The 24,893-nt window shown below is 61.2% G+C and carries 29 protein-coding genes; 27 read left to right on the top strand and 2 right to left on the bottom strand.

Annotated elements, in window-relative coordinates:
• The first annotated feature begins 32 nt into the window (after positions 1-32).
• The 20 genes from gpW to ACV22Z_RS32985 all read left to right on the top strand — a co-directional run bounded on the left by gpW (position 33) and on the right by ACV22Z_RS32985 (position 17,311).
• Complete coding sequence (gpW, locus tag ACV22Z_RS33080; RefSeq protein ID WP_448080458.1) at positions 33-245, top strand: gpW family head-tail joining protein; 213 nt, start codon at positions 33-35, stop codon at positions 243-245.
• Positions 245-1,915 (top strand): phage portal protein, encoded by a 1,671-nt coding sequence (locus tag ACV22Z_RS33075; protein WP_448080457.1) that lies wholly within the window; start codon positions 245-247, stop codon positions 1,913-1,915. The genes gpW and ACV22Z_RS33075 overlap by 1 nt, the downstream gene beginning before the upstream one ends.
• Positions 1,916-1,989: 74 nt before the next feature.
• Positions 1,990-2,778, top strand: coding sequence for a S49 family peptidase (locus tag ACV22Z_RS33070; RefSeq protein WP_448080456.1), 789 nt, complete (start codon positions 1,990-1,992; stop codon positions 2,776-2,778).
• A 28-nt stretch (positions 2,779-2,806) separates the two neighbouring features.
• Positions 2,807-3,430, top strand: coding sequence for a hypothetical protein (locus tag ACV22Z_RS33065; protein WP_448080455.1), 624 nt, complete (start codon positions 2,807-2,809; stop codon positions 3,428-3,430).
• A gap of 43 nt (positions 3,431-3,473) precedes the next feature.
• Positions 3,474-4,406 (top strand): head decoration protein, encoded by a 933-nt coding sequence (locus tag ACV22Z_RS33060; protein ID WP_448080454.1) that lies wholly within the window; start codon positions 3,474-3,476, stop codon positions 4,404-4,406.
• Between the two features lie 107 nt (positions 4,407-4,513).
• Positions 4,514-5,578, top strand: a complete 1,065-nt coding sequence (locus ACV22Z_RS33055; protein ID WP_448080453.1) for a major capsid protein — start codon at positions 4,514-4,516, stop codon at positions 5,576-5,578.
• Positions 5,579-5,905, top strand: a complete 327-nt coding sequence (locus ACV22Z_RS33050) for a head-tail joining protein (RefSeq protein ID WP_448080452.1) — start codon at positions 5,579-5,581, stop codon at positions 5,903-5,905.
• Positions 5,902-6,468: an ABC transporter permease gene (locus ACV22Z_RS33045; protein ID WP_448080451.1), complete on the top strand. Its 567-nt coding sequence runs from the start codon at positions 5,902-5,904 to the stop codon at positions 6,466-6,468. The genes ACV22Z_RS33050 and ACV22Z_RS33045 overlap by 4 nt, the downstream gene beginning before the upstream one ends.
• Positions 6,469-6,510: 42 nt before the next feature.
• Complete coding sequence (locus ACV22Z_RS33040) at positions 6,511-6,681, top strand: DUF2635 domain-containing protein (protein ID WP_448080450.1); 171 nt, start codon at positions 6,511-6,513, stop codon at positions 6,679-6,681.
• Entirely contained in the window at positions 6,678-8,180 is a 1,503-nt protein-coding gene (locus tag ACV22Z_RS33035; protein ID WP_448080449.1) for a phage tail sheath subtilisin-like domain-containing protein, read from the top strand. Before ACV22Z_RS33040 ends, ACV22Z_RS33035 begins: the two co-directional genes overlap by 4 nt.
• A gap of 63 nt (positions 8,181-8,243) precedes the next feature.
• Positions 8,244-8,615, top strand: coding sequence for a phage tail tube protein (locus ACV22Z_RS33030; protein ID WP_448080448.1), 372 nt, complete (start codon positions 8,244-8,246; stop codon positions 8,613-8,615).
• A gap of 2 nt (positions 8,616-8,617) precedes the next feature.
• A complete protein-coding gene (locus ACV22Z_RS33025; RefSeq protein WP_448080447.1) occupies positions 8,618-8,905 on the top strand; it encodes a phage tail assembly protein in 288 nt (95 codons plus the stop codon).
• A 148-nt stretch (positions 8,906-9,053) separates the two neighbouring features.
• Positions 9,054-10,937 carry a phage tail tip lysozyme gene (locus ACV22Z_RS33020; protein ID WP_448080446.1) on the top strand — a complete coding sequence of 628 codons (1,884 nt, stop codon included), beginning with the start codon at positions 9,054-9,056 and terminating at the stop codon, positions 10,935-10,937.
• A 3-nt stretch (positions 10,938-10,940) separates the two neighbouring features.
• On the top strand, positions 10,941-12,398 hold the full coding sequence (locus tag ACV22Z_RS33015) for a DNA circularization protein (RefSeq protein WP_448080445.1): 1,458 nt from the start codon (positions 10,941-10,943) through the stop codon (positions 12,396-12,398).
• A 3-nt stretch (positions 12,399-12,401) separates the two neighbouring features.
• Entirely contained in the window at positions 12,402-13,484 is a 1,083-nt protein-coding gene (locus ACV22Z_RS33010) for a phage baseplate assembly protein (protein ID WP_448080444.1), read from the top strand.
• Positions 13,481-14,083 (top strand): phage baseplate assembly protein V, encoded by a 603-nt coding sequence (locus ACV22Z_RS33005; RefSeq protein ID WP_448080443.1) that lies wholly within the window; start codon positions 13,481-13,483, stop codon positions 14,081-14,083. The genes ACV22Z_RS33010 and ACV22Z_RS33005 overlap by 4 nt, the downstream gene beginning before the upstream one ends.
• The gene (locus tag ACV22Z_RS33000; protein ID WP_448080442.1) at positions 14,080-14,532 is read left to right on the top strand and encodes a phage GP46 family protein; all 453 of its coding nucleotides are present in this window, start codon (positions 14,080-14,082) and stop codon (positions 14,530-14,532) included. Before ACV22Z_RS33005 ends, ACV22Z_RS33000 begins: the two co-directional genes overlap by 4 nt.
• On the top strand, positions 14,533-15,645 hold the full coding sequence (locus ACV22Z_RS32995) for a baseplate J/gp47 family protein (RefSeq protein ID WP_448080441.1): 1,113 nt from the start codon (positions 14,533-14,535) through the stop codon (positions 15,643-15,645).
• 15 nt (positions 15,646-15,660) lie between these two features.
• On the top strand, positions 15,661-16,329 hold the full coding sequence (locus tag ACV22Z_RS32990; RefSeq protein WP_448080440.1) for a YmfQ family protein: 669 nt from the start codon (positions 15,661-15,663) through the stop codon (positions 16,327-16,329).
• 7 nt (positions 16,330-16,336) lie between these two features.
• On the top strand, positions 16,337-17,311 hold the full coding sequence (locus ACV22Z_RS32985; protein ID WP_448080439.1) for a hypothetical protein: 975 nt from the start codon (positions 16,337-16,339) through the stop codon (positions 17,309-17,311).
• Between the two features lie 181 nt (positions 17,312-17,492).
• Here the strand turns inward: ACV22Z_RS32985 and ACV22Z_RS32980 are convergent, their stop codons facing one another.
• Positions 17,493-18,269 carry an SGNH/GDSL hydrolase family protein gene (locus ACV22Z_RS32980; RefSeq protein ID WP_448080438.1) on the bottom strand — a complete coding sequence of 259 codons (777 nt, stop codon included), beginning with the start codon at positions 18,267-18,269 and terminating at the stop codon, positions 17,493-17,495.
• A gap of 337 nt (positions 18,270-18,606) precedes the next feature.
• Here ACV22Z_RS32980 and ACV22Z_RS32975 point away from each other — a divergent pair, with 337 nt between their 5' ends.
• From ACV22Z_RS32975 to ACV22Z_RS32965, 3 genes are read left to right on the top strand one after another with little or no spacing between them, the layout of a single operon-like run.
• Positions 18,607-19,269 (top strand): glycoside hydrolase family 19 protein, encoded by a 663-nt coding sequence (locus ACV22Z_RS32975; protein WP_448080437.1) that lies wholly within the window; start codon positions 18,607-18,609, stop codon positions 19,267-19,269.
• Positions 19,270-19,323: 54 nt separating this feature from the next.
• Positions 19,324-21,618, top strand: a complete 2,295-nt coding sequence (locus ACV22Z_RS32970) for a hypothetical protein (RefSeq protein WP_448080436.1) — start codon at positions 19,324-19,326, stop codon at positions 21,616-21,618.
• A gap of 21 nt (positions 21,619-21,639) precedes the next feature.
• Positions 21,640-22,059, top strand: coding sequence for a hypothetical protein (locus ACV22Z_RS32965; RefSeq protein WP_448080435.1), 420 nt, complete (start codon positions 21,640-21,642; stop codon positions 22,057-22,059).
• A gap of 12 nt (positions 22,060-22,071) precedes the next feature.
• Here ACV22Z_RS32965 and ACV22Z_RS32960 read toward each other — a convergent pair whose 3' ends face one another.
• On the bottom strand, positions 22,072-22,674 hold the full coding sequence (locus tag ACV22Z_RS32960) for a serine O-acetyltransferase (RefSeq protein ID WP_448080434.1): 603 nt from the start codon (positions 22,672-22,674) through the stop codon (positions 22,072-22,074).
• A gap of 105 nt (positions 22,675-22,779) precedes the next feature.
• On the opposite strand from ACV22Z_RS32960, the gene ACV22Z_RS32955 reads away from it, so the two are divergent.
• Genes ACV22Z_RS32955 through ACV22Z_RS32940 form a run of 4 tightly spaced genes read left to right on the top strand, consistent with a single transcriptional unit; the run spans position 22,780 to position 24,680 of the window.
• Positions 22,780-23,346, top strand: coding sequence for a hypothetical protein (locus ACV22Z_RS32955; protein ID WP_448080433.1), 567 nt, complete (start codon positions 22,780-22,782; stop codon positions 23,344-23,346).
• A gap of 12 nt (positions 23,347-23,358) precedes the next feature.
• On the top strand, positions 23,359-23,580 hold the full coding sequence (locus ACV22Z_RS32950; protein ID WP_448080432.1) for a hypothetical protein: 222 nt from the start codon (positions 23,359-23,361) through the stop codon (positions 23,578-23,580).
• A 45-nt stretch (positions 23,581-23,625) separates the two neighbouring features.
• Positions 23,626-24,099, top strand: a complete 474-nt coding sequence (locus ACV22Z_RS32945) for a hypothetical protein (RefSeq protein ID WP_448080431.1) — start codon at positions 23,626-23,628, stop codon at positions 24,097-24,099.
• A complete protein-coding gene (locus ACV22Z_RS32940; RefSeq protein ID WP_448080430.1) occupies positions 24,096-24,680 on the top strand; it encodes a lipase family protein in 585 nt (194 codons plus the stop codon). The genes ACV22Z_RS32945 and ACV22Z_RS32940 overlap by 4 nt, the downstream gene beginning before the upstream one ends.
• Positions 24,681-24,893 lie beyond the last annotated feature (213 nt).

The raw sequence follows: 24,893 nt of genomic DNA, 5'->3' as shown, positions 1-24,893 counted from the left end.
TGGCTATCACGGATGGAATGAGCACTGCGGACATGCAGTCGAGGTTGGCCGCTCTGCAGGCGGCTCTCTTCGACCTGTCCGCGGGGCAGAAGATCGTGACGGCCACCTATAACCAGGGCGACGGCACAAAGTCGGTCACGTACCAGACGACCGACATCATGCAGATTCAACGCAGCATCCTGATGCTGCAGAAGGCACTCGGAATCACCTGTCACTATCCACGCGCACGTAGGGTCTTGTTCTAATGCCATCCCTCATCGTCGACTCTTCGGGCAAGCCCTTTGAGGACTCGCCCGATGGCGGTCGTGCGCGCGCGGATAACTCCCCACAGCCCGGCGTGATGCTGCCGTCATATTCGAGCCTTTTTCCATACGAGGCTTCGAATATCCAGACGACGGAAATGGGTGATTGGCTGCCCTATATCCGTTCTCCGGATTCCGAGATCAATCAGTTCCGCGACCGCATGGTCGCGCGCTCGCGTGATCTTGCGCGGAATGATGGCTGGGCGAACGGTGGCATTACCCGCATTCTCGACAATACCGTCGGCGCGCATCTGCGCTTATCGGCGAATCCGGACTGGCGCGCGCTCGCGCGCTTCAGCAAGAAGTTCGATGCGACATGGGCCAACGAGATGCGCCAGGCGATCGAGTCGCTCTGGCGTGGCTACTCCGAGGATCTCGGTCGTTACAACGACGTGTCGCGGCAGCTGACCGTTTCGCAGCAGATGCGGCTCGCGCTGCGTCACAAGCTGATCGACGGCGAAGCACTCTTCGTGTCGTATTGGAAGCCAGAGCGCGTCGGTCGCGGGGGCGCACAGTTTGCGACAGCGTTTCAGGTTGTCGACCCCGACCGGCTGTCGAATCCGTACCTCGCGGTCGACACCAAGTATATGCGTGGCGGCGTCGAGATCGACGATGACGGCGTGCCGCTTGCGTATCACATCCGAAAGGCGCAGCCATACGACACGTACAACGCGGTCGAATCGATGGAGTGGGAGCGCGTCGAGCGTGAAGATGATGATGGGTGGCGTCGCGTCATCCATGATTACGAGCGCGATCGTGCAGGTCAGCATCGAGGCATCGGCATCTTCACGCCCGTGCTTTCGCATGCCAAGATGCTGGCCCGTTACTACGGCGTCGAACTTCAGGCCGCCACTGTCGCGACGATCTTCGGGACGTATGTCACGAGCCCGTATGATCCGGCGATGATCGAAGCTGCAATGGACAGCGATGGCGGTGATCTCGGTTTCTACCAGGATCTCCGCGCCGACTGGTCCAAAGAGCGGCCCGCGATGCTCAACAACGTCCGCGTTCCGACGTTGGCACCCGGCGAAGAAATCAAGCAGGTTGCTGCGGCACACCCGCACAGCGGATTTCAAGAGTTCGCTCACGAAATGCTTCGTTCGATAGCGGCCGCGCTGGGCGTATCTGCCGAGCAGATCACGCAGGACTGGAGCAAAACAAACTACTCGAGCGCGCGCGCAGCTCTGCTCGAAAGTTGGAAGACGCTCAGTCGTCGCAGTGCTGAGTTCAAGATGGGCTCAGCCACCCCGGTATATGCGACGTGGCTGCAAGAGGCCATTGAGCGCGGCGACCTCGACGACGTTCTGCCGAGCGATGCCCCGGATTTCATCGAGGCGCCGACGGCATATTCCCGATGCGACTGGCTGGGTGTCGCGCGCGGCTGGGTCGATCCCGTCAAGGAAAAGCAGGGTGCCGTGCTCGGCATGGATGCCGGCCTGTCCACGCTCAAGCGCGAATGCGCTGAACAAGGCCTTGACTGGGAAGAAGTGCTGGCGCAGCGTGCGATCGAGCTGGACGCGTTCAAGCGGGCTGGCATGAAGCCGCCGAGCTGGGCTGGAGTCGAGTCGGCCGACGAGGCCGCGTCCCCTGAAGAAGAACCGCAACCTCAATGAACAATCTCCCGTTTCTCGCGCAGCGGCTGTTCAATACGCCGCTCGCCATCACGCCTGCGAAAGCAGAGATGGTGATGGCGGCGCTCGCCGATCGCTTCGGAATCACGAAGCTGTTCCGGGCGAGCGGCGAATCGTTCGCGATGAGCGAATTCGGATTCGAAGAGGACGAAGCTGAACCCGACTACCGCTATTACGATGTCGTCGCAGGCGTGGCGATCATTCCGATCACCGGCACGCTAGTCCAGAAGTCGGGCTATATGCGGCCGACATGCGGCATGACGGGTTACGACGGCATTCGGGCGAACTTGAGCACGGCGCTCGAGGATCCGGCCGTCCGCGCCATCATGCTGGACATTGACAGTGGCGGCGGAGAGGTGGCCGGCTGCTTCGATCTCGTCGATGCGATCTACAACGCGCGCGGCACGAAGCCGATCTGGGCGGTGCTTTCGGAGAGCGCCTACTCGGCGGCGTACGCGATTGCGAGCGCGGCCGACAAGATCACCGTGCCCCGCACCGGCGGGACTGGATCCGTAGGTGTGATCTGCGCGCACGTGGACTTCTCGAAGGCGCTTGCCAAGGATGGGGTCACGGTCACGATGATCCACTACGGCGATCGCAAGGCAGACGGGAACGAGTTCAATCCGCTTTCCGACGAAGCGCTCGGGCGCTTCCAGGCAGATGTGAATGCGATGGGCGAGCTGTTCGTGAAAACGGTCGCTCGCAATCGAAAGCTGTCTGCGGCCACCGTGCGTGGCACGCAGGCCGGCACGTTTCTCGGCGCCGACGGTGTCGAGATCGGTTTCGCCGACGCCGTGATGGCGCCGGACGAAGCGTTCCGTTCCCTGCTCGCTGAGCTGGGCTGACATTTCCCAAACCCCAAAAGGTTCATTTATGAGCATTCGCACCCTTGCGGCGCGCGGGCTTTCGTTCGCCCATCTTGCCGGCCTGTCGTCCCGCGCGGCTCGCGCCGAAAACGAAGACGATGAGCGTAAGCAGCGCGATGGCGAGTCGGACGACGACTACGCCAAGCGCATGGAAGAGAAGGACAAGGAAGAAGAGGAGGCGCGCAAGGCAGAAGAAGAGCGCGAGAAGGAGGAGGCCAAAAAGGCCGAGGAAGAGCGCAAAAAGGAAGAAGAGGCACGCGCCCGCGGCGAGGACGACCAGGACAGCGACCTCGAAGCCGACGACGATGACGAAGAAATGCAGGGCAAGAGCGCCTCCGCTCGTGCCCGCAAGCGTGAGCGTGCGCGTTGCGCCGCCATCTTTGCGTCGCCCGCGGCTGCTCGGAACCCGGTGCTCGCAGCGAACCTGGCATTCAAGACGCGCATGAAGCGAAGCGAGGCGATCGCGACGCTCGAGGCAACGCCGGCTCCGGCTTCGGCGGCCCACCTCAATCGGGCCGCGCGCAATCCCAATCTCGGTGCGGACGGTGGTCCGAAGCCGTCGCAGCAACAGGCCCTGGCAGCGCGCTGGGACGCGAACCTGAAGGCCGCGAGCGCATCTCGCCGCCGCTGATCCGCGTCGCCGATCTTCAACTCTTCCTCAAAGGAACTGAAACATGGGTAACCCCACCTATACGCCGCTCCAGGAGAACTGGCACAACGGCGGATTCCTCGTCTCGTCGGCAAACGGTCATCAGTCGATCGATCAGGGCACCCTGACGGGCGGCCTCAAGGTTCTCGCCGGCACCGTGCTCGGTTTGATCACCTCGGCTCTGACGGCCGCGGCTGTTGCAATCGGCACGAATACTGGTAACGGCACGGTCGGTGCCGTCACGACGCAGGCCGCGCCGGAGACGATGATTGGCGTGTACAACGCCCTGATGACCAGCGCGACGGCATTCACCGTCACGGCGCCGGACGGCCAGACGGCTGTTGGTGCGGTCGGCACGCCGTTCAGTGGCCTCGGCATCGGCTTCACGATCACGGCGGGCGGTACGCCGTTTGCCGCGAACGATTCGTTCACGCTCACCACGACGAACGCGCCGGGCAACCCGAACATCGCATCGGCCGCTGGCGCCGGCAACGCCGGCAACGGCACGATCGGCACGCTGAGCGTCGCGGGATACGCCGCGAAGGTTGGCGTGTATACGGTCGAATTCGATGATGCGACCCATTTCATCGTCTCGGATCCGACGGGCGCGGAGGTCGGCCATGGCACGACCGGCGTTGCGTTCAAGGCCGGCGGCCTGTCGTTCACGATCACGGCCGGTGGTACGGCGTTCGCTCCGGCCGACAGTTTCGCGATCACCGTTGCACCGGGCTCGGGCAAATACAAGCCGTTCGACCCCGCCAACGTGGACGGGTCGCAGGTGCCGGCCGGCATCCTTTTTGCGACGAAGGACGTCACGACCGCGGACAAGCCGTGCGCAGTCGTCGTCCGGCTGTGCGAAGTGAATGCATCGGAGCTCGTCTGGCCTGCGGGCATGAGTGCCGCCGCTATCGCTGCAGCTCAAGCGCAACTGAAAGCGCTGGGCATCGTTCCGCGCTGATAAGCAGCTAAGCCGACACACAAGCCGCCTCCGGGCGGCTTTTTCATTTCCGCAATTCCGAGGCCGCCAGCAAGGCGGCTTTTCTTTTTTCCCGAAAGGAACAAGCCATGGCTGGCGAAATCATTGACATCTTCAACGGTGACGCATTCAGCGCACTGGCCCTGACGCAGGGCGTCCAGCGCAATCCGTACCAACCGGCGGCGCTGGGGCAGTTGAACATCTTCGACGAGAATCCGATTCGCACCACCGCCGTGTCGGTGGAAGAGCGGACCGGTACGCTGAAGCTCATCGGATTCAGCGAGCGCGGCACCGAAGGTACGCAGCGCACGACCGAGCGGCGCAAGATGCGCTACTTCGACGTGCCGCGGCTGATGCACGACGACACGATCCATACGTACGAAATCCAGAACATCCGCGAGTTCCCGGAAGGCCCGACGGGCCAAATCGTGACCGTGCCGATGCAGCTCGAGCGCGAAGTGGCCCGACGCCTCGCCGGCCCGACCGGCCTCCTTGCGAGCGTCGAGTACACGAAGGAATACCTGCGCCTGGCCGCAGTTCAAGGCATGGTCCTGAACCCGGCCGATGGCAGCGTGCTGTACAACTGGTTCGACGAGTTTCAGATCACGCAGGCACCGGAAGTTGGCTTCAACCTTGGCGCTGCAGCGCCGAACACCCTCCGTCCGCTCATCAACGGAATCAAGCGTGCGATGGCGCGCAAGGCCCAGGGCGCGTTCACGAACCAGACGCGGATCATGGCCCTCTGCGGCGACGTGTTCTACGACCAGTTCGCGAACCATCCGGACGTGATTCGCACGTTCCTGAACTGGGAGGGCGCGCGCGACATCCGCGACGATGCATTCGGCGACGCGTTCTCATCGTTTGAGTTCGACGGCATCACGTGGGTGAACTACCGTGGTTCGGACGACAACGTGACGGTCAAGATTCCGGACGACAAGGTCAAGTTCTTCCCGGTGAATGCGCCTGGCATCTTCCAGGAAGTGCTTGCGCCGGGCGAGTCGGCCGAGTTCATCAACCAGCCGGGTGCGCCGGTCTACGTCCTGCCGATCATCGACCGTGATCGCCGCATGTGGTGGAAGATGGAGGTCTACTCCTACCCCTTGTACCTCTGCACGCGTCCGGAAGTGCTCCAGAGCGGCCGCTCGGAGGCGTAAATGCCGATCGATTGGAACGCCGAAGTAATCGGCCCGTTGATGGGCGTCTTCGGCGAGCCGGTTTCCTATATGCCGCTCGCGGGCGGCTCGCTCTCGATAACCGGCGTCTTCGACAACGCCTACCTCAAAGAGGTGATGTTCGAAGACGGAAGCGCCGGTGTGACCGAGGTCTCCGCGGTCCTCGGCGTGCAGCTCTCCCAGTTTCCGACGTTGCCTGTGCAGAACGATCGACTCTCGATCGCGCGCACCGGCGCGACCTACATCGTTCGGGAAGCCCGACTTGACAGTCGCGGCGGGGCGAAGCTGCTCCTGACGCGCGCGGGGTGATTGTGACCACGTCTTCTGAAATTCGAGGCCTGTTCATCAGCGCTCTGACGGGCGCGACGAACGCCGGCACGGCGGTGTTCTCGCCGTTCGACTGGCCCACTGCGGGTGACGCTTACCCGGCGATCCTCGTGCGCAATCCGCATGAGCGAAAAGAATCACTCGGACGAAACGTTCCGCAGTTCAACGTGACCGCGACGCTCGAGATCACAGCGAGGACGAAGGCTGTCGCGGCACTGGGAGATCTCGGATCGGCTGAGGCTCTGGCGGCTGCAGAGGTGCTGAAGGCTCAGATCGAGTCGGCGCTGATCAACGACCCGGCCATCTGGGCGGATCCTTCGGGCGGACAGCGTATTCAGCAGTTCTCGTCGATTGACTCCGATCTTGTCACGAGCTCCGAAGGCGAGATGCCGATGGCTCAGCTGCATATGACCATCGAGGTCGAATTTTTCCAATCGGCGGACGACTTCTTCCCGATTCCGTTGGTGCCGCTGACGGGCCTCGACGTGACCATCAAAGAACCCGACGGCACGACCGAGCCGGGTTTGACCATCAACTTTTCGTAGGGGCGACGCATGGTCGTTCAACCTGTTCCGGGTGGGCCGAACGTGCTCGACCCGGTGACGAAGCAATTCATCCCGCCCGAGGGCATCACCGTGGACGACTTCGATCTGTATTGGCATCGCCGTATCGCCGACGGCGACGCGCGAATCGTCGATCCGGAAAAGGGCGCCGCGACGGCACAGAACGCATCGAGCACCGAAGAGGCTGATCAATGACCATCTCGTTTCCGAACATCCCGCAGAATCTGCGCGTGCCGCTGTTCTACGCGGACATCGACCCGCGCAATGCGAACACCGGGCAGCAGACGCTGCGCGCGCTGATCATCGGTCAGGTCACCGGCTCCGGCAGCGCAACGCCGAACGTTCCGCAAATCAGCCAGGGCGTGGCGGATGCGAAGGCCGTCGGCGGCCAGGGCTCCATGCTCGCGCTCATGAGCGCGGCCTATCGAAAGCGAGATCAATTCGGCGAGTTCTGGTATCTGCCGCTCGCCGATGACCCGGCCGCAGTGGCGGCTGCCGGCTCGCTCAACTTCACGGCCCCGGCGACCGCCGCCGGCGTGCTCTCGTTCTACATCGCCGGCCAGCGCGTCTCGATGAACGTGTCGTCGTCTCAGACGGCCGCTCAACTCGCGACAGCGCTTGCGGCCGCGATCAACGCCGTGGGCGATCTCCCGGTGACCGCTGTCGTCGACGGTGTGACGGCGACCAAGGTCGACATCACGGCGAAGAACAAGGGCGCCGCCGGCAACGACATCGATCTGCGCCTGAACTATTTGGGGACTGCCGGCGGCGAAGCGACGCCGACTGGCCTGGCGGTGACGATCGTCGCCATGACTGGCGGTGCGACGAATCCCTCGCTGACAACGGCTCTCGCCAATCTCGGCGACACGACATTCGATTTCATCGCGCTCCCGTACAACGACACCATGTCGCTGAACGCGATCAAGTCGTTCCTCAGCACGCAGACAGGGCGCTGGAGCTGGGCGCAGCAACTGTATGGCGGTGCATACGGCGCGTACCGCGGCACGCTCGCCGCGTGCCAGACGTTCGGCGCGACGCGAAACGACGAGCCCGTGTCGATCGCGGGCTTCAACGATTCGCCATCGCCGAACTGGATCTGGGCTGCAGACATCACGGCGGCGGTCGCGGTGTCAGCGCAAGCCGATCCGGCGCAGCCGCTTCAGACCGTGACACTCGCCACGGTGCTCGCGCCCCCGGTGCAGTCTCAGTTCCAGCTGACGGACCGCAATACGCTGCTGTATACCGGGATCAGCACCTTCACGGTGGCAAGCGACGGCACCGTGGCGATCGAGAACCTCATCACGACGTACCAGACGAATAGCTTCGGGCAACCCGACAACAGCTATCTGGAAGTCGAGACAATGAACACGCTGGCTTATGTCCTGCGCCGGCTCAAGTCGGTTGTCACGACGAAGTATGCACGCGTGAAGCTCGCGGCCAACGGTACGCGCCTCACGGCAGGGAACAACGTCGTCACGCCGAACATGATCCGCGCGGATCTGATCGCGGATTACCAGGCGATGGAAGAAAGCGGTTATGTGCAGGGCAGCGCGCAGTTTGCACAGGGGCTCGTCGTGCAGCAGAACAGCACGAACCCGAACCGCGTCGACGTTCTCTATCCGGCCGTGCTTATCGATCAGCTGCGGATCTTCGCTCTGCTGATGCAGTTCAGCAACCAGGTCGCGTCGAGCTGATCGCCGTCACGACGTCAATGAAGGCGCCTTCGGGCGCCTTTTCTCATTTCAGGAGGGCATTCGATGCCTAGCAATCTGCTCGCCGGCACGGCGTCCGTGTCCGTTGACGGCAAGACCTATCTGGTGTCGGCGAACTTCAAGTACAGCCCGGGCAAGAAGACGCGCGAATCGCTGACGGGCATGGACGGCGTGCATGGCTACAAGGAAAAGTGGCGCGCGCCGTCGATCGCCATGCAGATGCGCGACTGGGGCGGCCTGACCGTCGCCGACATCAACGACATGACGAACGTCACAGTCGTGGCCGAGCTCGCGAACGGCAAGACGATCATCGGCCGGAATATGTGGTCGGTCGAGGATCAAGAGGTGGACTCCGAAGACGCCGTGTTCGACGTCAAGTTCGAGGGTCCGGAAGTCACTGAAACCACGACGAACTGAACATGGAAGAGCTGAACACTGCAGGCGAAGGCCAGGATCTTCACCCGGAAACCCTCACCTTGACGCTGCGCAAGGCCGTGCAGATCAAGGGCGACTCCATCTCGTACACCACGCTCGAGCTTCGCGAGCCGACGGTCGACGAACTCGATCGCTCGCTGAAGGCCGGCGATACGTCGTATGCGACGAACGCCGCGCTGATTTCCTTCATCACAGGAGTGCCGATCAAGGCAGTCCGGGATCTCGGGAAGCGTGATTACGAGGAGGCGGTCACGTACCTCCAGGGTTTTTGACCGCGTGGCCCGTCGGCTGGCGAGGCCTGGTCGCCGAGGTCACGAAGTACTACCACTGGGGGCCGGAGGATGCGTGGCGCCTCAAATTGAGCCGCTTTCTCTACTGGTTTGAGGAGGCGAAGCGGTTGAAAGAGGCGGGGGTTGAGTGATGGCGGCGCCAGTTTTCCAGATCACGATCAATGCGGTCGACAAGGCGACGGCCGTCGCAAAGCGCGTCAATGAGTCGATCGCCAAGATCACGAAGCCGATCACCGAGGTCAAATCGTCGGTTGCCGCCTTCAGCAAGGAGACGGGCCTCGACCAGCTCGGCAAGAAGTTCGAATCGGTCGGAAAGTCGGCGCAGAGCGTCGCGCGCAGCGTCGCATCGATTGCGCCCCCGCTGGCGGCGATCGTCGGCGTCGGTAGCGTCGCGGGAATCGCGGCATTCGCGACAGGCTGGGGGCGGGCGGCGACGGAAATCGCCAACACCTCGAGCGTGATTGGCGTCACGACGACGGATCTGCAGCGTTATAGGGGCGCGGCTCGCCTCGCGGGGCTCTCTGCGGATGCGATGACGGGCAGCATGCAGTCGCTCGGCGACGCGTTCGAGGATGCGTCCGCTGGCCGGAACAACTTCGCCGCGGGGGTCCTCTCCGACAAGGGGATCGGCATCCATCGTCTGAAGGATGGGACGATCGACGTCGTTCGCGGCCTTCATGACGTCGCATCGGCGGCCAAGAAGATCACGAACACGCAGGCACAGCGGAAGTTCCTCGACATTTTCGGCCTCGGTGGCCTGCAAGCGATGATCCGCCGCGGCACGATCGATCAGTTCGTCTCGAAGTTCGACGAGCTGAACGCGACGATGTCGCCCGAGCAGATCCTGCAGGGCGAGAAGTTCAACCAGTCGATGGTTGTGCTGGACGCGTCCGTCGACAAGTTGAAGAACTCGATCGGCTCGGCGCTGGCGCCGGCGATTGGCCGTGCGGTGGATGAGCTCGCGCGGCTCGCTGATGACTACGGTCCCAAGATCGCGAACTGGATCGACCATGTCGATTGGGATAAAGCTGCCAAGTCGATCGCCCAGGTCGGCGAATCGCTGGGAGGCGTCAAGGGCGTCGCGCTCGCAATCGCTGCCGTTACGTTTGCAGGGCCGATCGCAGGCCTGGCATCGCTCGCCGCAAAGGCGGCGTCTCTGTCCGCAATTTTGCTGCCGCTCGCGGCCAATCCTGCAGTGGCGCTCCTGCTTGGATTGGGTTACAGCAAAGGGCTGAACCAGGGCGAGAGCGACACCCGTCTTACGCAGCCCGGAGACGTCTGGGACGGTGACCCGGTTGGGGCACGCCGTCGCAACGGCGCGGCATCCGATGCGCAGACGAAAGACATCGTTGGCGCTCTCATGCTTAAGGGATGGACGCGGCAGCAATCAGCTGGTATCGCAGCCAACCTCTGGACCGAAAGCTTGTACAACCCGCGTGCGGTCGGCGACAACGGGCACGCATACGGGATCGCGCAATGGCACGAAGACCGCCAAGAGGCGTTCAAGAAGCTTTTTGGCTTCGATATTCGGAAATCGACGCTGGATCAGCAGCTTCAGTTCGTTGATTACGAATTGCGCAGCGGAAACGAGCGTCAAGCTGGCATCGATCTCATGGCCCAAGACGATGCGGGCAATGCTGGTAGCTCAGTGTCGCGACTATATGAGCGCCCCAAAGATCCGAAAGAGGAGTATCGACGCGGACTGGTGGCGGACCAGATTGATTCGGCGTTGCGCGGCAATTATGACATTCGGAAGCTAGAGGTCACGGCTCAGCCTGGGGCGATTGTTCCCCGGCTTTATGAACGGCCGGCGGAGACGGATCGCGGGGCTGCCAATCGCTCACCGACGGCGGCCTCGACCGATTCGGAGTCGAAGAGGGGATCCGATACGCGGAAGCTCGAGGTCACGATTCATATGCCCAATGCGCCGCACGGAACGCGGGCAAGTGTGCATTCGGATGGCGAAATTTTGGCGACCGGGCAAATCGGTCATTCATTGCTGATGGGGCCTTAGGGTATGAGTGTGACGAGCGGCGTAGTGATCGCGGGCAGCATCGGTGGTGTGACCGCTTCCGTTTTCGATCTTGCGAACGGTGCCACGCGCGTCGTCAACGGCGTATCGAACCTGCTGTCGGGAAACTGGCAGAACCTGATGCGCGGTGCCTCGTATGGTGGCGTTCCGTTTGCGGTCGAGGCGGCACGGACGTCGGGCGGCCGGCGAAATGCCGTGCACGATTACCCATACCGCGATGAGGTGTGGGTCGAAGACCTCGGCAAGCTGCCTCGCCAGTTCAATCTGGTCGGGTTTCTCGTCGAAGACAGCTTGATCTATGGCGGCGGCTCCGTCATCGCGCAGCGCGATCGGATGTTCAACGTCTGCGAGTCGTCCGGCCCGCAAACGCTCGTCCATCCGACGTTCGGCACCGTCGAGAACGTGAACTGCCTGAACGTCGAGTTTATGGAGCGGAAAGACCTCGGGCGCGTCGTGGAAGTGATGTTCACTTTCATCCGAAGTGGGCTGCGGATCTACCCGAAGGCAGTCGATTCGACGCAGGACGTTGTCTCTAGCGCGGCTAATGCCCTGAACGCTTCGTCTCTTCTCGATTTCGTCCGCAATACGGCGTCCGCGATCCAGATGGGGGCTGCAGTCGTGCAGTCGGCGGTCTCCGCCGCCGTCGGGATCTATCAGCTCGGCGTCACCGCTGTGAATGACGTGAAGCGGTTTCTCGGTGCTGTGTCGACGCTCTCTGGTAACTTCGGGCGATTGTTCGGTGGCGGCAACAGTGGGTATCTAGGTTCGAACCAGAAAGCGCCCGCCGGGACCACCGTCACAGCTCTGATTCAGAACGATACGGTGCTTCGCGCTGCCGTCACCTCGACGGGGACTGCTCTGCAGGTCGCAGCTTCGCGCGTCGTCGATACGAACGCGTTTTCTTCGGCGGCCGTGGCGTTTGTGCAATCGGTCGCGGCCTCGGCCGCCGATCCCGCGGACGCGATTCGGATGCTCTCAAGCATGGCGTCGTATTCGCCCGCTGGAATTACCTCGTTGTCGGCGATCGGGAGCGCGATGGCGACGATGCAAACGGCATGCGGCGCGCTTTTCCGGCGCGCAGTGCTGGCACAGCTCGCGAAAGCCGTGTCGACGTACCAGCCCGCATCACAGCAGGACTCGCAAGCGCTCACGGCAAGCGTGACGGCGGCGATCGACGCAGAAATCGAGATCGCCGGCGACGCAGGCGATGATGTGAGCTATACGGCACTGCGCGCTCTTCGGCAGGCGGTGGTCGCGGATCTCCAGGCGCGAAGCGCCGGAATCGCTCCTGCAACGACGTTCAATTTCAATGCGCCGCTGCCAGCTTTGGTGCTGGCAAACAGGATCTACCGAGATCCGACTCGATCGGATGGGCTGGTTCAGCAGTCTAATGCGGTACACCCGGCATTTCTTCCGACATCGTTTCAGGCGCTGGCGACGTGATCCATGGATGACGAACTTTTCCTGAGCATCGGCGGCCAGTCGATCTCGGGATGGACCGACGTGCGCGTCACAAGAGGAATCGAGCGCCTTCCGACCGACTTCGACCTTGGACTCACCGAGCTCTATCCCGGGCAGCTTGACCGCGTGGTCGTGCAGCCCGGCGACGAATGCGTCGTGAAGATTGGGCCTGACGTTGTCCTCACGGGATACGTTGACCGTTACGTCCCGTCGATGGACGCGCGGGGTCACTCGATTCGAGTTGCGGGGCGCGGCAAGTGTCAGGACCTTGTCGACTGCGCGGCATTCTGGCCGAACGGACAGATTAGCGGCACATCCGCGCTCGACGTTGCATCGAAACTTGCAGCGCATTACGGCATCACGGTCTCTTGCGACGTGCAGAACCTGCGCGCAATCCCGCAGTTCAACCTGTTTCTCGGCGAGTCGTGCTACGAGATCATCGAGCGAGTCAGTCGGTATAGCTCGCTGCTCGTGTATGACGCTCCGGATGGGAATTTGGTGCTCGCGCAAGCGGGCACAGTTCAGGCCTCAAGCGGGTTTCAGCAGGGCGTCAACGTGCAGGCGGCATCGGTTCAGTATTCGGCCGACCAACGGTTCCAGACCTATACCGCTTTCACGCAGTCGGTTCAGATGTATTCGGACATCGGCGTTGCCGGAAACGTCATCGCGCAGGTGACCGATTCTGGGGTCAAGCGCACGCGCGAGCGCGTAATTGTCGCCGAGGCCGTTCAAGGCTTTCAGGACCTTGCGAAACAGCGGGCGACTTGGGAGATGAACAGGCGCATCGGCCGTGCAGCAGTCGTGATGCTCACGACGGATTCGTGGCGAGATTCGGCTGGAGCTCTGTGGACGCCGAACACGCTGGTGCCGATCCTCCTGCCGCAGCTGAAGCTGGCCGATGAGTCGGGAACCGGGCCCGTGACATGGCTGATCGGCGACGTGACCTATCAACGCAATTTGCAGTCCGGCACCACGGCGACGATCACGGCTATGCGCCCCGAAGCGTACCTGCCCGAACCGACCGCGCTGCAACCGATGTTTGTCGACGGAAGCACCATCCCACAATGAAAGACCATCTGCACGGCGTGACGGCGCGCCTGGCGCGATTCGTCACCGTCGTCACCGGGTGGGGACGCGTCACGTCACAGAACGATTCAGGAGGGGCCCAGCTCCTTCAGATTCAGGTGAATGAGCGCGAGACGATCGACGACCTTCCGCGTATCGCGGAGTTTGGACTGACAAGCGTTCCGCCCGATGGCTCGGACATCACGATGGTGAATTTCGGCGGCGGCCGCAATAACGCGGTGATTGTCGGAACGAATCATCAGCAGTCGCGGCCGAGGAACCTGCAGTCTGGCGAAACGATGCTCTACAGCCAGGACGGAAAAAGCGTGTACCTCACCGCTTCTGGCGGAATCGTCGTCGAGGCGAAGGGTCAGGCTGTGACCGTCAATGATGCATCGACGGTCACGATCAATGCGGCCACGAAGATTCGTTTTGTCACGCCGCGCCTTGAATGCACTGGCGACATCGTCGACAACTGCGACACAACCGGTCGAAGCATGGCAGCCGATCGCCAGATCTTTGATTCGCACGACCACGACGTGCGCAACGTTCAGGGCGGCACCGATACCCGCACATCGAACACGCCGAATCAGACCGAATGAACCCGACAGACATCCAGATCTTCTGGGACGCGGCCAATAACCGGGGGGATTGGGCAGTCCGGGGCCCAGACCTCGCGACGGGCAACGATCTCGAGACGGCGATCCTCGTCAGCCTATTTACCGATCGCATGGCCGCGGCCGACGACGTCATTCCAGACGGGTCTGGCGATCCACGTGGATGGTGGGGCGACGAGGATGGCGAGCATCAAATCGGCTCACGGCTTTGGTTGCTACGGCGAGCCAAACAGACGACAGAAACGCTGCAGCGTGCATACGACTATATCGCCGAGGCCCTTCAGTGGTTGATCGACGACGGTGTCGTGGCGAAGTTCGACATCTCAGTCGAGTGGACACGCACCAGCTTCTTGGGAGCGAAGGTAATCGCGTATCAGAAGGACGGGACGAAAGTCTCGCTCGCCTATTCATGGGCTTGGAACGGAAATTCATAAATGCCATTCGCGCGACCGACACTCACGGAACTGAAGGCGCAGGTTGCCGCAGACGTCGAGGCAAATCTCAGTGGCGTCAGCGCTTTGCTCCGCTACGCCGTCCTGCGCGTCATCACGGTTGTGCAGGCCGGCTTGGCGTACCTGCACTATGGGTATCTCGATTGGATCGCGAAGCAGGCTGTCCCATGGACGGCTACCGATGAATATCTCGTCGCTTGGGGCGCGCTGAAGAACGTCTATCAAAAGGGTGAAACCGAAGCAGCGGGCACCGCGACATTCACGGGGACGCCTGGGAAGATGATAACTGCAGGCGCAACGGTCGTTCGCGGCGATGGGCGCACCTATGTTGTTCAGGCGGACGCAACGGTGGGGGGCGGCAATACCGTTACGGTGTCGCTGACCGATTCGCAGTCGGGCGCAGCGGGAAATTGCGATGTCGGCACGACACTCTCCCTTGGCGCAGCTATCCCCGGAATCCAATCGACCGGATCTGCGGCGACTGTTTTCACGGGCGGCGCCGACGTCGAGACGACCGATGCGTTTCAGGCACGAGTGATCGCCGCATATCGGGCGAGTCCACAGGGGGGCGATCAAGACGACTACGTCTCATGGGCGACTGCGATTCCCGGTGTTTCGCGCGCCTGGTGTCTGCGAAACGGCTTCGGCACCGGGACGGTCGTTGTGTATTTCATGATGGATGATGCCGAGTCTGCGCATGGCGGCTTTCCGCAGGGCACGAACGGTGTCGCAACAGATGAGATACGATCGGCTGTGATCGCCACTGGCGACCAATTGACCGTCGCGAATGCGATCTATGCGCTCCAGCCCGTGACCGCACTTGTGTACGCATGTGCCCCGATCGCTAATCCGATCAATTTCACGATTTCTGGCCTGTCGACGACATCGGCAGCGACGCAGTCCGCGGTCCAAGCGGCCATCGCCGACGTTTTTCTTCGAAAGGGAGCGCCTGGTGGAACCGTCGATATATCTGACGTCAATTCCGGGATCGCAGCGGTTCCAGGGACCGCGGGATTTGTGATCACGGCGCCAGCCGGGAATATCGGCAGCGCCGCCGGATATTTGCCGACGCTCGGCACCGTAAATTTCACGTAATAGGGGGAAGGCTGAATGGCTGCCCCTTTGCTTCTTGCGGCGAATTTCCTTAGCGCGATTCAAGCCCTGCTGCCGCGCGGGCAAGTATGGTCGCGCGATCCAGACGCAGTACAAACGAAGACCCTCGCAGGTATAGCGCCCTCTTATGAGCGCAACACGGCGCGAGCGAACTATCTGTTAGTCGACGCATTTCCCGGGACGACGTATGAGTTGCTTCCGGAGTGGGAATCTACTCTTGGCCTTCCCGATCCATGCGCCGGAGAGTCGCCAACGATTCAACAGAGACGGAACCAGGTCGTTGCGAGACTTGCAAATAGCGGCGGTCAATCGATCCCATATTTCGAAACGCTCGCAGAAAATCTGGGGTATGACTCGGCGATCGAAAATCACGCGCCGTTTAGGTGCGGGCAAAGTACGGCTGGGCAGCCGGTAGGCAATACCGATTGGTTTTCGGCATGGACAGTTCATGCTCCGCAATCAACCGTAGTGCGTTTTGCTGCTGGCCAGTCGACTGCGGGAGAGCCGCTAGGGGCATGGGGCAATGCCGTTCTCGAGTGCGAAATCAGGGCAATCGCGCCTGCGCATTCAGTCGTTCTATTCGCATACGACCTGCCGATTAACGTTATTGCGTCAGATGGTCAATTCATCGTTGACTCCAACGGTAACTTCGTTATAGCCCAATAGGGATCACATGTACCAAATCGATAACGCGAGTGCCGCAGCATCGCAGCCAGCGTCCACCGCTGCCGGCACTGGTGGATTTTTCACCGACGGTAATCCGGCGACCGGTACGCCTGCAACGATTGTTCCGGCCGAGTGGCTTAACTCGGTGATGATGGAGCTCATCAACGTCGTGAAGGCCGGCGGCGTGACGCCGGCGAAGAACCAGTTCAACAACGTTCTATCGGCGTTGGGGAGCATGTTTTCGCCGGTTGTCGGGTCGATGCGCAATGCCGTCATGTCAGTCACGGCAGCATCTGCATCGGCGACATTCACGGCTGACGAGATCATTGTCGAGACGGCGCTGGGTGGTCAGACCTTCCGCCTCGCCAACTTCAGCAAAACCATCAACCTCGCCACAACTGGCGCGGGAGGGATGGACACGGGCTCCGCTCCGACCTCGGGTTTTGTCGCGCTGTATGCGATCTACAACCCGACGACGCAGACGGCAGCATTGCTCGCGAAGAACGCAACAAGCGCGGTTCAGCCGAACGTGTACGGTGGGGCGAACATGCCGGCCGGATATACGGCGAGTGCGCTTGTTAGCGTATATCCGACGAATTCGAGCGGTCTTTTGAATGTGGGGAGCCAGTTCGATCGTACTGTTTCGACGGCGGGCTTTACTGCGCTTAGCACCACGACGCCGGCTGCCAGCTATACCTCATTCTCCATTGCGGGCGCCGTTCCGCCGAATGCGAAGACGGTTCGCGGGTATCAATCGATCACGGGGAATACGGCATCAGCAGGGCTGTCGTCGAATATTGCAAGCTCGTCGACTGGGATCGGCTCAGTTGGGCAAGCGGGCACGATGCCGACGAACAGCGCATCGGTTACAACGTCGTTCCCCCACATTCCGCTTATCACGCCGCAAACCTTGTATTACTTGGCAGCTACATCAGGCGGCACGCTGACGTTTGTTGTCGGCGTGGCCGAATACACGTTCTGAGCAGGTGAAAAATGCAAATCTACGTCGCATTCTCAGATTCCGCAGATACGAAGATCATCGCATCTTTCACTTGCGCTCAAGATCCAAAGGTATGGCCAAATCAGGGGACAGTCGATAGCACGGATGCGCGGTGGACGACTTACGCCGCGCTGTTTCCTGCGGGGACATTCAGCTTTGTGAGTTAATTTGTACCGAGCAGACTCGCCACAATCGGCCGCAATACCGCCTCCGTGTTCGCGGCCTTAAACGCATAGCCGGCATCGGTAGGGTGCGTCTTGTCCTCGCTGATCCACGACAGCCAGTTCGGGAGCGCCTGGAACTGGTCGAACTGCGGAATGATCGGCGCGTTCATCTGCGCCGCAACTTGCCGCAGCACCGATACATAGCCGAAGATCGGCGCACCGGGATTGCTCTGCACGCCGTCAACCGGGTTCGGTTCCTCGAAGACGCAGATCTTGCCGTACTTGCGCGCGATCTGGCAGAGCTGAGACATGTTAGACCAGTAGTCGTCGACCGATTCGCTCGGGACGCCGGCCTTTGGTTTCGTCGCGTAGTAGCTGTCGTTCAGGGCGAAATTGAAGATGACGATCTTCGCCGTGCTCGCGGCCATCACCTGGTCGAATGGTGGGTGAACGCCATCGGTGCCGTTGAGCAATTGCGCAGCTTCCGTTCCGCCAACGCCCTGATTGTTGATGACAACGGACGCGCCGAAACGGGCCTGAAGCATGTTTTGCAGGATGGCCGGCTCACTGTCTGCAGTGTTGAATAAACGTCCGGCGATCGTTTGCGCGCCCTTCGACGTGCTATCGCCATAGACATCGATCAATGGTTGGATGGTGTCCGCTTTCGCGGGCGGAATCGGGCTGCTGGTGCCGCCGTCTCCGCCGCCACCACCACATGCAGAAAGTGCGCAGACGAGCGCCGTCCCCGCGGCAAGCGCGGTAAATCGCATCTTCATACCTACCTCATCTGAAATTGGCCCGACTGGGCCGAGAGAGTCCGCCGATTGGCGGGCGCGACATCAGGCCGCCTTGCGCGGCTTTTTTATTTATGAACGGGGCATCCCATGCAAATCGGCGAACCGCTCGCCTCTCTGTTGCGCCACGACTTTGTCGCGAGTGCCGTTAAGTCAGCCCCGCCCGTGTCCGCTGCTAGTGCGATCTGGATGGGCATCAAGCTCCCTGATGTCTTGATGCTGCTCACGATCGTCTATACAAGCCTTCAGATCTATGTGCTCGTCCGAGACAAGTTCTTTTCGAAGGACAAGCCCCGCAGAAATCACAGGTAGGTGATCCATGCAGATCAATTCCGCCATCGTCTCCGCCGGGTGTGGAGCGACGCAATTGCGTTCGGCCCAGTGGGTCGCCCCTCTCCAAGCCGCCAGCGACAAATACTCCATCAACACACCGTTGCGCGTCGCTGCATTCCTCGCGACCTTCGGCGTTGAATCTGGCGGACTGTCGGCGCTTGTTGAGAATCTGAACTACAGCGCTGACGGTTTGGCTGAAACGTGGCCCACGCGCTTTGCGGTCAATCTGACCGTCACGCCGAAGCGACCGAACGACCTCGCCAACCATCTCGCGCACAACCAGCAGGCCATCGCGAACACGGTCTATGCGAATCGCAACGGGAATGGCGATGTGGCGAGCGGTGATGGGTGGAATTTTCGCGGGCGTGGCATGGGGATCACCGGCCGCCGCAACTATCTCTTGTGCGGCATCGGCATCGACCTAGACCTGATCGCGCATCCGGAATTGCTCGAGCAACCGGGCGACGCGGCTATGTCGGCGGCCTGGTACTGGGCCAATAGAAACCTCAATGCGCTGGCTGATGCGGGCAACTTTTTAGGTGTCTCGCGCGCCGTGAATCTCGGAAGCGCTACATCTACCGCAACGCCAAACGGCTGGCCGCAACGCCAAGCCCTGTACGCGTCGGCAAAAACCGCCCTCGGCGTCTAACGCCCCTCACTCCATACAAGCCCGCACTCGCGGGCTTTTTTCATTTGGTGTCCCATGACTCAGCCGCAGGGCCGACAGCTAACCAATTTCAACATCGCCAACCCCATTGCCGACGCTGATCAGATCTATGTCGCGCAAGGTGGGGCCGGCAATGGCGTCGAAAAAGCCGCGACGGCGGCGCAGTTGGCGACGTATGTTCAAGCGCCGATTGCGAATGGATCAGCGAATGATGCAGGTGCGTTGACCGGAAACGAGACGGCTCCGCTCAGCCGTGGCACGGGCCTGCTGCAAACGTCGCTGACGACGATTGCGACGTTGGTCATTCAGACGCTCGCGGGATTCACGCAGATTGGCGCTGGATCGGTGTCGCGCACGCCGCAAGACAAGATGACCGACGTCATTTGCGTATTCGACAAGATGTCGTTCGTAATGCAGCTCGACGTCCGCGCTGGCAATCGAGCATACGATCACACCGCCGCAATCAATGCAGCCGTTGCGACCGGTAGACCAGTGCTGCTCCCGTACGGCGACTACAACTACTCTGGCGAGCTAAACATCACGCAAGGTGGTTTGATCGGAGAAGGTTGGGGATTCGACAATAACGCCAAATGCACGCGGATCTGGTTCAGCAATCTCAACGGCGTGCGGGGAGGGGTCACCACGCGTATCGCAACACGGGCGCAGCAACGCCCTGTCCTTCGAAAGATGTGGATTAAAGGTGCCTCGTGGGATCCGGTGACGGGCGCAAATGCAAATGGCCTGGATATTGAAGCGCCCATCGATATTGAGGACGTTTACGTATCGAATTTCAATGGGTATGGCGCGTATTTCCACAACGACAAGAGTGGCAACGGTCCGTATCAGTCGTTCATGCGCAACTTGCGCTGCGACTACAACGCAAAGCATGGGGTAGTCGTCGGTACCGGTGCAAACGTCCTCGCATTCATCAATCCGGTAGCATTCTGGAATGGTTCGCCGAGCTATGGTGTCGCGCCGACTGTCGCTGGAACGGCCGATGGCTTCCACGTCGAACGTGACGGTGACGGAAATACGGGTGACGGATCGGGGCTCTATTATTCGTACCTTCCAGAATCGTTGACGGTCATCGGCGGTGACTGCTCGTATAATGCAAATTACGGTTGGAACTTCAAGCAACTGTTCAACTCAGGGAATATCTGCCCCGGGTATGCCGAAGGGAATCTCTCGGCAAGCGGTAAGCAGGCTGCGATCGGGAGCGCTGCGCAAAACTGCACAATTCGGTTCGCTCAACTTGCTGGGGGTGCGGCAAGTTTGGACACGAGTGCGGCAACCTATACCCCATACTGGCCGTACCTTCAACTCTGGGTCGGCGGCACGCAAGTTTTGATGAGCGGCGGGGGGGTGCTCCAAAACTACAGCCTTCGGGCCAGTGGGCCGGCTGTCGCGCAAAACACGATGCTCACGGATGACGGTTCTGGGAACTGGACGTACTTGGCTCAGAATGCGACTCCTGACGGCACGACGATTGCTGCGAGTGGCTACAACACTGTCGCAACATTTCGAGGCTTCGGGAACGCCGCATTTGGGATCGGATGGGGTTCGTTCTTCCTGAAGATCGCTGGCAACTTCGTCGGTTTGCCGGTGCGCTGGTATCAGTCGCAAGGTAACAACTGGAACTCGCCCTACAACCTTCGTGGATCGTCTGCTTCGATGCCTTCGTCCGGCGCATTCACGCAGGGCGATTGGTTTGACAATTCTGCGCCGTCTCTCATGGGATCGGCTCCGAATAACTACTCAGTACGAGGATGGACTCGCTTCACCACTGGTTCCGGTAACGCCTCATTGACGGATTGGGGAACCGCTTATACGTTGCACGTCGCCCCGGGCACGATGGTGTCACAGAACGCAAACGCAGTAAGCGTGACCGGAGGAACCATCGATGGCGTGACGATCGGAGGCATCACCCCCGTCCCCGTTATCGGAACATATCTCAGGCCGACGGCGAAATACAACCCATCTGGCGTCGGAGCGGCCGGCACTCTTGAGCAGGATTCCAGCATCCCGGGATCGCGCATCCTTACTGGCGATGGAACCGGCTATCAGTTCCGAGTTGGAAGCCGAAATTCGTCCGGCGTGGTCACTGACTACCTGGCTATCACCGAGTCATCCGGCGTCAATTTTCTCGGCGCCGTGAAGCTCGCTAGCTTTGTCGTCGCGACGTTGCCGACAGTGGGAACGAACGGACAAATTGCATACGCGTCGAACGGCCGAAAAACTGGCGAGTCGGCTGGATCTGGAACCGGCGTTATTGTCTATTACAGCAATTCCGCATGGCGCGTGTTCAGCACCGACGCAGCGGTCGCCGCTTAACGAAGTAATTGGAGAAAGTGAATGGCTGCAAAGATGGTACGAGTCTTGAACGAGGTTCTGGTCAGGTACAACTTGGGAGGGCAATTCCAAGGCGCACACGCACGGTATGTCACCTACCTGACGCAGGACGACGGAGTGACACCGGCTGGCCAACCTGTTCTTGACGAAGCAACGCCAGCCGATTGGTCAGACCCGGAGCTATTGGCGTATTTGAACAAAGCGACGTTGCAGATGCAGGCGGACAACGCGGCTTTGTCTCAATCTGCCGAACAAACGCAGGCTGAAAACGCTGCATTGAAGTCGCGGGTTTCCGGATTGCAAGCGGAGGTCACGTCGCTTAACGCGCTCGTCTCAACGCTTCAAGCTGAAAAGGAAGCGCTGACCACGCCAAGCGCGACCGATTTGTCGCAAGGGGCTGACACAATCAAATCGGTCGCGTAATTACCGCATCTATCAAGACGTAAAGGTCTGCGGTGCGGCGGGGGATTCGCTGGCATTTTCGATAGAATCCCACCGCCGAGTGACGTAACGTCCAGCGCGCGCACGCGCTGCATCGTCGCTAATGACTTTCGCCGGGCAGCCTGCCACGGTCACGTTAGGCGGTACATTACGCGTGACAACGCTACCCGCACCGATCGTGACGTTATCGCCAATCGTGACGTATTCGACGATGCAGACATTCGGGCCGATATAGACGTTGTTTCCGATCGTCGCCGCCTTCCCATCGTTCGATCCGATCGTCACACCCTGCGAGATATTGCAGTTTGCGCCAATGACGGCGGTCGGATTGATCACGATATTGCCTACGTGTCCGATATAGAAGCCTGGGCCGATCTTCGTGCCCGGCGAAATCACGAACCCGTATTTCCGCTGCTTTAGGCGAACGACGTGATTCATGATCATGCGTGGCAGTCTGCCCCGCGCTGCATTTGCAACGCGATACCAGAACATGAAATTGAAGCCTTCGTTTATGAGGAACTGCTTGACGAATGCCTTGACGCTGGTATTCCCGGTATGTCGGTACAGGTCGCTTTTGATGAGGTCGGCAGTTTTCATTTTTGAGTCTCCAGTGGTCTGCGCATTCTACACGCTCACAACCTCGAATTGCTCGCCCTCTTCCCGCAATCGAGTCAACTGTAAGAAACGGCCTAGCGCCATCTATTGCTGGCGCTGACATCCCCCCGCCACAAACCACAGCCGCCTCCGCGCGGCTTTTCTTTTTCCCGGTCGCGCGCCGGGTTTTTCGTTTCTATGACCCAAGCACATACCGAGCGCGAGACGCTATCAGTCGAAGTGAATATCCCTTCGCATGAAGATCGCAAGACGACTGCGCTGTTCGAGCGCACGCGCAAGCAACTGATCGAGCGGGAAGGTGGCCGCTGTTTCGTCTGCAACGCGACCGCCGAGGAATCCGGACATCCGCTTGAAGCGCATCACCATCCGATCGAGCGGTCACTGGCCGAAATGATCGACTGGGAGCGTTTCAAGTTCGACGCTCAGGCCGGTTACTGGGGCTCGCACATCAAGGCCTTCGACTGGACCAGCTTCAGCAACTGGGAGCAGTTCGTCGACGACATGACCGTCAATGGGCTGCTGCTCTGCAAGGCGCATCACATCGGCAAGGACGAAGGCATCCATGCGCTGCCCTTCCCAATCTGGATCGCCCAGCGCTACGCGCGCGAGGGCTACCAGTTCAGCGACGTCGAGATCATCCACCACGCAACGTAGGAGCACCGCACCATGCCCCAATCAAGCATTCAGACCGGCGCCATCACGCTAACCGCCGCGTCGCTCGTCCCGATCATCGACTGGGCCGCGCAGGCCATGCATGTGTCGATTCCGGTCGACGCGCAATTTCAGATCGCAGCCGTGCTGATCACCGTCGGCCACGCCGTATCCAACGTCATTCGCGCGCGCATCGGCGCGAAGTCGGCTGCAGCCGCACCGGCCGCTCAGCAGTAACCCGCCCGCCGCAGGTCGCGGCACCTCTCCCGAAAGGACTCACCCATGAAGAAGCTCATGCTGCTCGCGGCAGGCATTGTCGCGTCCATCGCACTCATCGCCGGCTGCACGTCGGCGCAACAGCAGAATCTCGCGCAGCTCGCCGCGACCGCCAAGTCGCAGGTCGCGCAGGCATGCGCGGTCGTGCAGCCGACGCTGCTCGACCTGAGTGCGACGCTGCCGGCCGATGCGAACCTGAAGCTGCTCGCTGACGACAACGGCAAGCTGTGCGCCGCCGCGGCCACGCTCGACTCGACCAACGTGCAGAGCCTGGTCAACACGGTCATCCCGCAGGCGATCGGCTTGGTTGGGCTGCTGCCGGTCGATCCGGGCGTGCAGGCGACGATCCGGCTCGCGTTCGGCGCTGCGTCGATCGCGCTGTCGAACTGGTTGGCGGTGTATGGCGCGCCGGCGGCGACTGCGCCCGCATCCGCGCCGGCCGCCGCGTCGACGCCGCTCGCAGGCGCGCCGCTGCAATGACCCCGCGCGATTACGCACTGCTCGCGCAGGAGGCGTACACCGCAGCGCCCGACATCGGCATAGCGGACAGCGCCTCGCGCGCGATCGTGCGGCAGACGGCGGCCGGTCTTTGCGTGGCCTTTCCCGGAACCAACAACGTGGACAGCGTCGGTGCGGATCTCGACGTTATGCCGATCGAGGTGCCGGGCATCGGCATGGTGCATCGTGGGTTCTGGGAGGCATGGCAGGCGATCGCAGTGCCGGTGCTCGCCGCGATCGGCGGCCGGCCGGTGACGCTGGCGGGGCATTCGCTCGGCGCGGCGATCGCGATCATGGCCGCGGCGTCGATGACGGTCGGCGGGAACGCACCGGCGGCGGTCTATGGCTTCGAACCACCGCGCGTGAGTCCGTGCGGGAACGTCGCGACGCTGCTCGCGCGCGTTCCGCTGAGCCTGTACCGGAATGGGAATGACATCGTGCCGGATCTCCCCCTGGACTGGGAGCACGCCGGTGCGCTGACGCAGATCGGCAAGCCATCCTTCCCGTTTCCGAATGTAACCGACCATGCGATCTCGCGGGTGATTGCGGCGCTGGCGGCGTAGCGTTTTGCGGAACAAATCGCAGATTGCGGAACTGGGTTGACCGCCAAAATATCTCGCAAAGGCTCGCCAGTATTGCTTAATCCCGATTCTCATCAGACGCAATTCAGCGGACGGTCAGTCCGCTGCGTTTCGCCAGTTCTCCCACTTTCAGTCGCATTCGGGCCTCCGTTCAGTGCGCACGCTGAAGTCTGGAACGTTACGCTACGTGAGGGT

Source organism: Burkholderia sp. PU8-34 (genome assembly GCF_053427725.1).
Note: the sequence above shows the minus strand (reverse complement) of the source record. Positions and strands in the feature narration are given on the sequence as shown.

Coding starts and splice junctions, on each gene's coding strand:
- ACV22Z_RS33060 (WP_448080454.1), top strand. CDS start 3,474: ATGGGTAACCCCACCTATACGCCGCTCCAGGAGAACTGGCACAACGGC.
- ACV22Z_RS33025 (WP_448080447.1), top strand. CDS start 8,618: ATGGAAGAGCTGAACACTGCAGGCGAAGGCCAGGATCTTCACCCGGAA.
- ACV22Z_RS33035 (WP_448080449.1), top strand. CDS start 6,678: ATGACCATCTCGTTTCCGAACATCCCGCAGAATCTGCGCGTGCCGCTG.
- ACV22Z_RS33020 (WP_448080446.1), top strand. CDS start 9,054: ATGGCGGCGCCAGTTTTCCAGATCACGATCAATGCGGTCGACAAGGCG.
- ACV22Z_RS32950 (WP_448080432.1), top strand. CDS start 23,359: ATGCCCCAATCAAGCATTCAGACCGGCGCCATCACGCTAACCGCCGCG.
- ACV22Z_RS32960 (WP_448080434.1), bottom strand. CDS start 22,674: ATGAAAACTGCCGACCTCATCAAAAGCGACCTGTACCGACATACCGGG.
- ACV22Z_RS32940 (WP_448080430.1), top strand. CDS start 24,096: ATGACCCCGCGCGATTACGCACTGCTCGCGCAGGAGGCGTACACCGCA.
- ACV22Z_RS33030 (WP_448080448.1), top strand. CDS start 8,244: ATGCCTAGCAATCTGCTCGCCGGCACGGCGTCCGTGTCCGTTGACGGC.
- ACV22Z_RS33010 (WP_448080444.1), top strand. CDS start 12,402: ATGGATGACGAACTTTTCCTGAGCATCGGCGGCCAGTCGATCTCGGGA.
- ACV22Z_RS32990 (WP_448080440.1), top strand. CDS start 15,661: ATGGCTGCCCCTTTGCTTCTTGCGGCGAATTTCCTTAGCGCGATTCAA.
- ACV22Z_RS33015 (WP_448080445.1), top strand. CDS start 10,941: ATGAGTGTGACGAGCGGCGTAGTGATCGCGGGCAGCATCGGTGGTGTG.
- ACV22Z_RS32985 (WP_448080439.1), top strand. CDS start 16,337: ATGTACCAAATCGATAACGCGAGTGCCGCAGCATCGCAGCCAGCGTCC.
- ACV22Z_RS32945 (WP_448080431.1), top strand. CDS start 23,626: ATGAAGAAGCTCATGCTGCTCGCGGCAGGCATTGTCGCGTCCATCGCA.
- ACV22Z_RS32965 (WP_448080435.1), top strand. CDS start 21,640: ATGGCTGCAAAGATGGTACGAGTCTTGAACGAGGTTCTGGTCAGGTAC.
- gpW (WP_448080458.1), top strand. CDS start 33: ATGCAGTCGAGGTTGGCCGCTCTGCAGGCGGCTCTCTTCGACCTGTCC.
- ACV22Z_RS32970 (WP_448080436.1), top strand. CDS start 19,324: ATGACTCAGCCGCAGGGCCGACAGCTAACCAATTTCAACATCGCCAAC.
- ACV22Z_RS33005 (WP_448080443.1), top strand. CDS start 13,481: ATGAAAGACCATCTGCACGGCGTGACGGCGCGCCTGGCGCGATTCGTC.
- ACV22Z_RS33050 (WP_448080452.1), top strand. CDS start 5,579: ATGCCGATCGATTGGAACGCCGAAGTAATCGGCCCGTTGATGGGCGTC.
- ACV22Z_RS33000 (WP_448080442.1), top strand. CDS start 14,080: ATGAACCCGACAGACATCCAGATCTTCTGGGACGCGGCCAATAACCGG.
- ACV22Z_RS32995 (WP_448080441.1), top strand. CDS start 14,533: ATGCCATTCGCGCGACCGACACTCACGGAACTGAAGGCGCAGGTTGCC.
- ACV22Z_RS33065 (WP_448080455.1), top strand. CDS start 2,807: ATGAGCATTCGCACCCTTGCGGCGCGCGGGCTTTCGTTCGCCCATCTT.
- ACV22Z_RS32980 (WP_448080438.1), bottom strand. CDS start 18,269: ATGAAGATGCGATTTACCGCGCTTGCCGCGGGGACGGCGCTCGTCTGC.
- ACV22Z_RS33075 (WP_448080457.1), top strand. CDS start 245: ATGCCATCCCTCATCGTCGACTCTTCGGGCAAGCCCTTTGAGGACTCG.
- ACV22Z_RS32975 (WP_448080437.1), top strand. CDS start 18,607: ATGCAGATCAATTCCGCCATCGTCTCCGCCGGGTGTGGAGCGACGCAA.
- ACV22Z_RS33070 (WP_448080456.1), top strand. CDS start 1,990: ATGGCGGCGCTCGCCGATCGCTTCGGAATCACGAAGCTGTTCCGGGCG.
- ACV22Z_RS33055 (WP_448080453.1), top strand. CDS start 4,514: ATGGCTGGCGAAATCATTGACATCTTCAACGGTGACGCATTCAGCGCA.